Below are 5,726 nucleotides of genomic sequence, written 5' to 3' on the forward strand. Positions count from 1 at the left end.
CGGTGCGAAACAGAATTGTGATTATACAAGAGTGATGCTTAAAGGGGGCTGAATAGAAAAGATTTTAAACTAAATAAATTTTATGTTTGGAGCGTGCTACTACTTCGCCGATGATAGCGCTACTAGCGTAGCCTGCGTTTTTTAAATTTACAAGCGCTCGCGCCGCGTCCTTTTCCGCTACAGCAAGCAGAAGTCCGCCGCTGGTTTGTGCGTCGCAAAGCGTTATGTCCGGCTCGGAATCGACGCCCGGTGCGATAAATTTTAAATTCTTATAGCTTCCGGCGGGGATTAGCCCCTCGTCAAGGCATCTGATGACGCTTTTTAGAAGCGGAATTTTGCTAGGATAAATTTTAAAACTTACGCTCTCATTTATCATCTCAAGGGCGTGTCCAAGCAACCCGAAGCCCGTCACGTCCGTTGCAGCGTGTATTTTTAAGCCTGCTAGCGCGCCCATGGCATAAAAATTTAACAAAATCATGCTCTCTACCGCGTCACGAAATTCTTCAAATTTAAGAAATTTCGCCTTGATAGCCGTAGCGATGATGCCCGTGCCTATGGGCTTTGTTAGGATCAGTAGGTCGCCTTCGCGCGCTGTATTATTACTCCAAAATTTACGCGGATTTACGCGCCCTGTGACGCTAAGTCCGTAATAAATTTCAGGGGTAGAGATGGTGTGACCGCCTACCAAGACCCCTCCGCACTCTTTGATTTTGTCTTTGCCGCCGCGCAGAATTTCGCGCAAAATTTCGTTTGAGAAATGACAATCGTCAAAACCCACGATGTTTAGGGCGTTTATCACTTCGCCTCCCATCGCAAATACGTCGCTTAGGGAGTTTGCTGCTGCGATCTGTCCGAAAATAAACGGATCATCCACCAAAGGGGTGATGAAATCGAGCGTTTGCACGAGCGCAAGATCGTCATTTATGCGAAATACGCTCGCATCTTCATTGCTGCAGGTGGACGACAGCAGGCTTGCATTAGGCTCGATTAAATTTCCAAGATTTTCGGTTAGACCCGCCGGGTCAAGCTTGGCGGCTCAACCGGCGGCTGCAATAAATTTCGTGAGGTTAAAATCTCTGTAGATCATAGTTTGATTACTTCGTATTTCGATAGGACGTCCATGATTTCGTATGCATTTGAAATCTCGCCGATCGCGAGCTTATCGACCAGTTTGTAGCCCTCCAGACAGCTTCCGCAGCTTAAAATTTCAGCTCCTGCTTCGTTTAATTTTTTGATCGCCTCAAAGCATTCGTGGCCGCGGTTGGTGGTTATGCGCACGGCGTTGTTTACACAGATGACCTTTACGGGCTTTTCGTCTAGGTTTAGCGCCGCACCTAAAAATTTAGCAAGCAGGCTCTTTCCGATCGGGCCGCTTCCGCACTGCTCCTCGTTTAGGAATATTACCTTGCCTCTTTTTGGCGCCGTGACGTCACAATAAATATCGTCGATATTTGCATCTTTCAGCTCGTCCGTTTTTACGGTTTTTATAAGCGTGTCGGCGCCCGCTTGTGAAATTTGCGCCTCAAAGCCGTTTTTAGCCAAAAAACGTTTTATGTTTTCGCGCGGCGCTACGTCGTTTACCAAAATTTCTAAATTCTCTCCGATTTTTAGCTCGCCGAGGGCTTTTTTGGTGCGCAAAAGCGGCTCCGGGCAATTTAAATTGCGACAATCTAGTTGCATGTGAAATCCTTAAAATAAAAATTCTTTGAACCTCAAAGCTAATGCGAGCCGCACGCAAGCAGGCCCGCATAAAATTTACCCAAGTTATAAGCGCGGGTACTTCGCTTCAAATTGCGATTTAGCGATCTGCCCTTTATCGAGCAGCTCGCGATACCAGTAGTGGTGAAGTACGTAAACTTCCTCCTCCGGCTTGTGTCCGTCGATCATCGAGTGGATGGCACCGCTGATCGCAAAGACCGCCATATAGATATGCACAAGCAAAAATACCGCGCAGACCGCGCCCAAAAAATTATGAATAATCGCGCTTGCTCTTAAAATTTCGATCTGACTCATACCTAGCGCACTTCTCATTGCGGGGATATCGTAGTCTAGGAAAAACATTGACGCACCCGTCGCTATCATCACTATACCGCCTAAAGTCGCGACCCAAAACCACGCCTTTTGGCCTGCGTTAAATTTACCCGCAGGGATCGCGCGCTTCTTTTTGCTTAAATAGCCGCCCACGATCATCATCCATTTGATATCGTAAGCTCGCGGTAGCATACGCCAAAACCACAGCAAGAACATCGGCACGACGGAGATTGCAAACGCTATCGTAGCCAGTCCGTGAGCGTTTTTACAAAATCTCACGAAAGCGCCGCCGCCGAATTCTTCGCCAAACATCATAATCAAGCCTGTCGGAACCAAGATCGCCCATGCGACGGCCGCTACAAGATGGTATAGTCGCTCAAATTTATTAAACGCATAGATCGGTTTGCCCGCATAATGATCGAAGTGCTTCGGTCCTATGATCGCGTAGTGCCCAATAAAAGCTATGATTACGCCCAAAACCGCACCCAGCGCCAACCAAGCAAAAAAGCCCGAGCTTTGCAGATGTCCTTGAAATTGCAGAAAAATCGGACCGAAGCCATTGCCGTAGCTATCGATGTTTTCAAGCCTTGCATTGCCCCAAACATCACTATTTCCCTGCACGATATCGGCATATTTTTTCTCTTCGGCCTGCGCATAAATACAGGCAAAAAGCGCGAGAAACAATCTTTTCATGGATTTCCTTAGATATAAAATTCAAGCCGATTATATCATTTTTTGCAAAAAATTTTCTTACAAAGCAAAATTACATTTTTGCATTAAGTGCGGCGCTAGTTTCGCCGCGCATACTCGTCGTAGCCGAATTTTTTGATTGCCAAAACCTCTCCGCGCTCGTCCGCTAAGACGAGATCGGGCAGCTTGATGCCGTTAAAGGTCGTGTTTTTCACGATCGTGTAGTGGATCTGATCCTCGAAAATCACCCGATCGCCGATGTTTAGCGGCGCGTCAAATTTATACTCGGGCTGTCCGCTCTCAAGCCCCACGACGTCGCCTGCGAGGCAGGTATTTCCGCCGAAGCGATAGCTAAATTTACCGCTCTCGCTCTCGCTGCGCACCGCAGGACGATACGGCATCAGCACGGTATCGGGCATGTGCGCTTCGGAAGAGGCATCTAAAATAGCGATTTTAGCGCCGTTTTCTACTATATCAAGCACGCTAGCGACCAAATATCCGCACTCCCAGCCGACCGCCTCGCCGGGCTCGAGATAAATTTCGACTTCGTATTTTTCGCGAAATTTTTTGATCAGATCTATCAGCAGCTCCACGTCGTAGCCTGCGCGCGTGATATGATGCCCGCCGCCGAAATTTAACCACTTTAGGCCTCTGAAATATTTGCTAAATTTCGCCTCGAAAACCTCAAGCACCCGCTCTAGGCTCGCAGCGCTTTCTTCGCACAGCGCGTGAAAATGCAGCCCCGAGATGCCGCGCAAAAACTCGCCGTCTTGCAAAATCGCCCGCTGCAGCGCTTCAAGGCTCATCCCTAGCCTGCTAAAGCTGCCGCACGGATTGTAAGCGTCTTTGGGCGCGAAGGAGGTCTGCGGATTTAGCCGTAGTCCACACGATGCACCCGCAGCGAGCGCCTTTGCGCGGTATTTTTGCCACTGCGCGGCGCTATTAAACACGACATGGTTTGAAATTTTTAAAATTTCATCCAAATCGTCCTCTTTGAACGCGGGCGAGTATGTATGAATTTCGCCGTTTTTGATAAATTCCGCGGCAAATTTTGCCTCATGCAGGCCGCTGCAAGTCGCACCCCAGAGGTATTTGTCAACATAAGGCATCGCGAAGCTAAACGCAAAGCCTTTTAGCGCGCATAAAATTTTTGCGCCGCTTCGCTCGCCCACGCCGCGTAAAATTTCTAAATTTTTTACCAGTTTTCGCTCCTCGCACACGTAAGCGGGAGTCAAAATTTCATCGATTTTCATCGTTTTTCCTCATTAAATTTTTACGCAATTATATAAAATTTTATGAATTTTTGGTTAAAATCGCCCAATCTTTAAAAAAGGATAAAAATGGTAGAGGTAGAATTTTTAGGGCCGATCGGGCGCGAGCCGCTACGCCTAAACGCAAACTCCTTGCAAGAGGTAAAAGCGGAGCTGCAAAAGGACGAAGGCTTGCGAGAGTGGCTCTCAAACTGCGCCGTAGCGGTAAATGATAAGATGGTTTATGATGCGAATTTCGCGCTCAAATCTGGCGATCGCGTAAGTCTTCTGCCTCCCGTTTGCGGCGGCTAAGCTTAGGAGGCGGCGATGGGCGAGGCTAAATTTAATCCAGAAATTTTAAGCGGGATCAAGCCTGAAATTTATGAGGGCAGCTTGGACGTAGATGCGATTTTATCGCGCTGGTACGCTAAATTTAAGGACGCAAATTACGGCGCGTTTATCACCTTCGTGGGCATCGTGCGCGAAGAGGGCGGCATCTGCGCGCTGAGCTTCGATATATACGAGCCGATTTTGCGGACGTGGTTCGAAGCGTGGCAGCAAAAGACCGCAGCACAGGGCGCATTCGTGCTTTTTGCACATGCAAACGGGGGTGTGCCGATCCACGAAAGCTCCTACGTCGCAGGCGTCGTAAGCCCGCAGCGCAAGGTCGCTCTGGCGCTCATAAATGAGTTTGTGGAGGATTTCAAGGCGGCCGCGCCGATCTGGAAATACGACGTAAAGGGAGGTAAAATCGAGGGCGGCAAGGTAGTAGGCGGGAAGAGGTTCTACGCGGCGGATCGCTCGCAGAGGGTAAAAGGCGCGGGGCTTTTGGGCTAAATTTACTATTTGATTCTTAATTCAAAACTAGCGAAGTCTAGTTCAAGTTGTTTTATAATTTTTTTATGGACTTTATCCTATATTTCCAGTTATCGATAAATTCTATTTTATCTTTTAAAATACATGAATCCGTAGGTAGCCATCCATCAGGCATCCACTTACCAAACTTTTTATTATAATACCTCTGTACTATTTTTTTCTTCCTATCATTATACAAGCTACACCATATCTTATATCGGATGCCTTTATAACCAACACTCCTTGCATTCTTTATATCTTTGCAAGCCGTTTGCCAGGTAATATATTTTTTATCATGTTCTGACGCTACTTTGGAATAATCGGGCTTAGTCTTTCTGGGAAAAATTTCAACAATGAAATAGTTAAAATCAATTCTCCCATCGATCCTGTCGCGAATATTGCTCTCAATTATATCAACCCACTTACCGATCGTATTTACGCTTCTCACCAAACCTCTAGTAATAAGAACTGCGGCGGAATTACCATTTCTAATATAACTAATATATTCTGCATCATATTTATAATTATTTACAATGCTGTCGGTCATGGAATTTTTCCTCTAATATAAAATTCCGTTATTACAAAATTTACTTTAAAATATATGTAAATGAAAATACTAAAATTTAAACACGCCTCTAGCTTCGGCGATGCGCTCGCTAAGGCTTGTAGCGGTATCTTCGCCGCTTGCTGCGCACCTAAAGATCGGCTCAAGTACCTCGGCAAAAAAGCCGTTTAGCCCCTCCTGCATGATCTGAGCGTTGTTTTGATAGCGCGCTAGCCCCATAAATACGCCATGTCCGATCGCGCCGAGGCCGCTTGCCTCATCGGCGATAAACTTATTCAGCGCCTTGCAAACCGCAACGACCGCGCTTGCATTTACGATCTCGCGATCTCTTAAAT

At 46.9% G+C, this 5,726-nt stretch carries 8 protein-coding genes; 2 read left to right on the plus strand and 6 right to left on the minus strand.

Annotated elements, in window-relative coordinates; all coding sequences use genetic code 11:
- Positions 1 to 64: 64 nt before the first annotated feature.
- The 4 genes from selD to nspC all read right to left on the minus strand — a co-directional run bounded on the left by selD (position 65) and on the right by nspC (position 3,974).
- Positions 65 to 1,084, minus strand: a complete 1,020-nt coding sequence (selD, locus tag Q0117_RS04420) for a selenide, water dikinase SelD (RefSeq protein ID WP_297923111.1) — start codon at positions 1,082 to 1,084, stop codon at positions 65 to 67.
- On the minus strand, positions 1,084 to 1,680 hold the full coding sequence (yedF, locus tag Q0117_RS04425) for a sulfurtransferase-like selenium metabolism protein YedF (protein ID WP_297923085.1): 597 nt from the start codon (positions 1,678 to 1,680) through the stop codon (positions 1,084 to 1,086). Before yedF ends, selD begins: the two co-directional genes overlap by 1 nt.
- Positions 1,681 to 1,764: 84 nt before the next feature.
- Positions 1,765 to 2,724: a formate dehydrogenase subunit gamma gene (locus Q0117_RS04430; protein ID WP_297923090.1), complete on the minus strand. Its 960-nt coding sequence runs from the start codon at positions 2,722 to 2,724 to the stop codon at positions 1,765 to 1,767.
- Positions 2,725 to 2,819: 95 nt separating this feature from the next.
- On the minus strand, positions 2,820 to 3,974 hold the full coding sequence (gene nspC / locus Q0117_RS04435; RefSeq protein ID WP_297923095.1) for a carboxynorspermidine decarboxylase: 1,155 nt from the start codon (positions 3,972 to 3,974) through the stop codon (positions 2,820 to 2,822).
- 87 nt (positions 3,975 to 4,061) lie between these two features.
- On the opposite strand from nspC, the gene Q0117_RS04440 reads away from it, so the two are divergent.
- Positions 4,062 to 4,283, plus strand: a complete 222-nt coding sequence (locus Q0117_RS04440; protein ID WP_297923098.1) for a MoaD/ThiS family protein — start codon at positions 4,062 to 4,064, stop codon at positions 4,281 to 4,283.
- A gap of 15 nt (positions 4,284 to 4,298) precedes the next feature.
- The gene (locus tag Q0117_RS04445; RefSeq protein WP_297923101.1) at positions 4,299 to 4,808 is read left to right on the plus strand and encodes a molybdenum cofactor biosynthesis protein MoaE; all 510 of its coding nucleotides are present in this window, start codon (positions 4,299 to 4,301) and stop codon (positions 4,806 to 4,808) included.
- Between the two features lie 52 nt (positions 4,809 to 4,860).
- Here Q0117_RS04445 and Q0117_RS04450 read toward each other — a convergent pair whose 3' ends face one another.
- Both Q0117_RS04450 and Q0117_RS04455 read right to left on the minus strand, forming a co-directional pair.
- Positions 4,861 to 5,373 carry a hypothetical protein gene (locus tag Q0117_RS04450; RefSeq protein WP_297923104.1) on the minus strand — a complete coding sequence of 171 codons (513 nt, stop codon included), beginning with the start codon at positions 5,371 to 5,373 and terminating at the stop codon, positions 4,861 to 4,863.
- 69 nt (positions 5,374 to 5,442) lie between these two features.
- The coding region (locus tag Q0117_RS04455; protein WP_297923107.1) for a hypothetical protein at positions 5,443 to 5,726 on the minus strand (284 nt) is incomplete at its 5' end.

The organism is uncultured Campylobacter sp. (genome assembly GCF_937997535.1).
Classification (GTDB): domain Bacteria; phylum Campylobacterota; class Campylobacteria; order Campylobacterales; family Campylobacteraceae; genus Campylobacter_B.

Excerpts from the sequence above, each read along its gene's own strand:
- yedF (WP_297923085.1), bottom strand. The coding sequence starts at position 1,680 with ATGCAACTAGATTGTCGCAATTTAAATTGCCCGGAGCCGCTTTTGCGC.
- Q0117_RS04440 (WP_297923098.1), top strand. The coding sequence starts at position 4,062 with ATGGTAGAGGTAGAATTTTTAGGGCCGATCGGGCGCGAGCCGCTACGC.
- Q0117_RS04450 (WP_297923104.1), bottom strand. The coding sequence starts at position 5,373 with ATGACCGACAGCATTGTAAATAATTATAAATATGATGCAGAATATATT.
- nspC (WP_297923095.1), bottom strand. The coding sequence starts at position 3,974 with ATGAAAATCGATGAAATTTTGACTCCCGCTTACGTGTGCGAGGAGCGA.
- Q0117_RS04430 (WP_297923090.1), bottom strand. The coding sequence starts at position 2,724 with ATGAAAAGATTGTTTCTCGCGCTTTTTGCCTGTATTTATGCGCAGGCC.
- Q0117_RS04445 (WP_297923101.1), top strand. The coding sequence starts at position 4,299 with ATGGGCGAGGCTAAATTTAATCCAGAAATTTTAAGCGGGATCAAGCCT.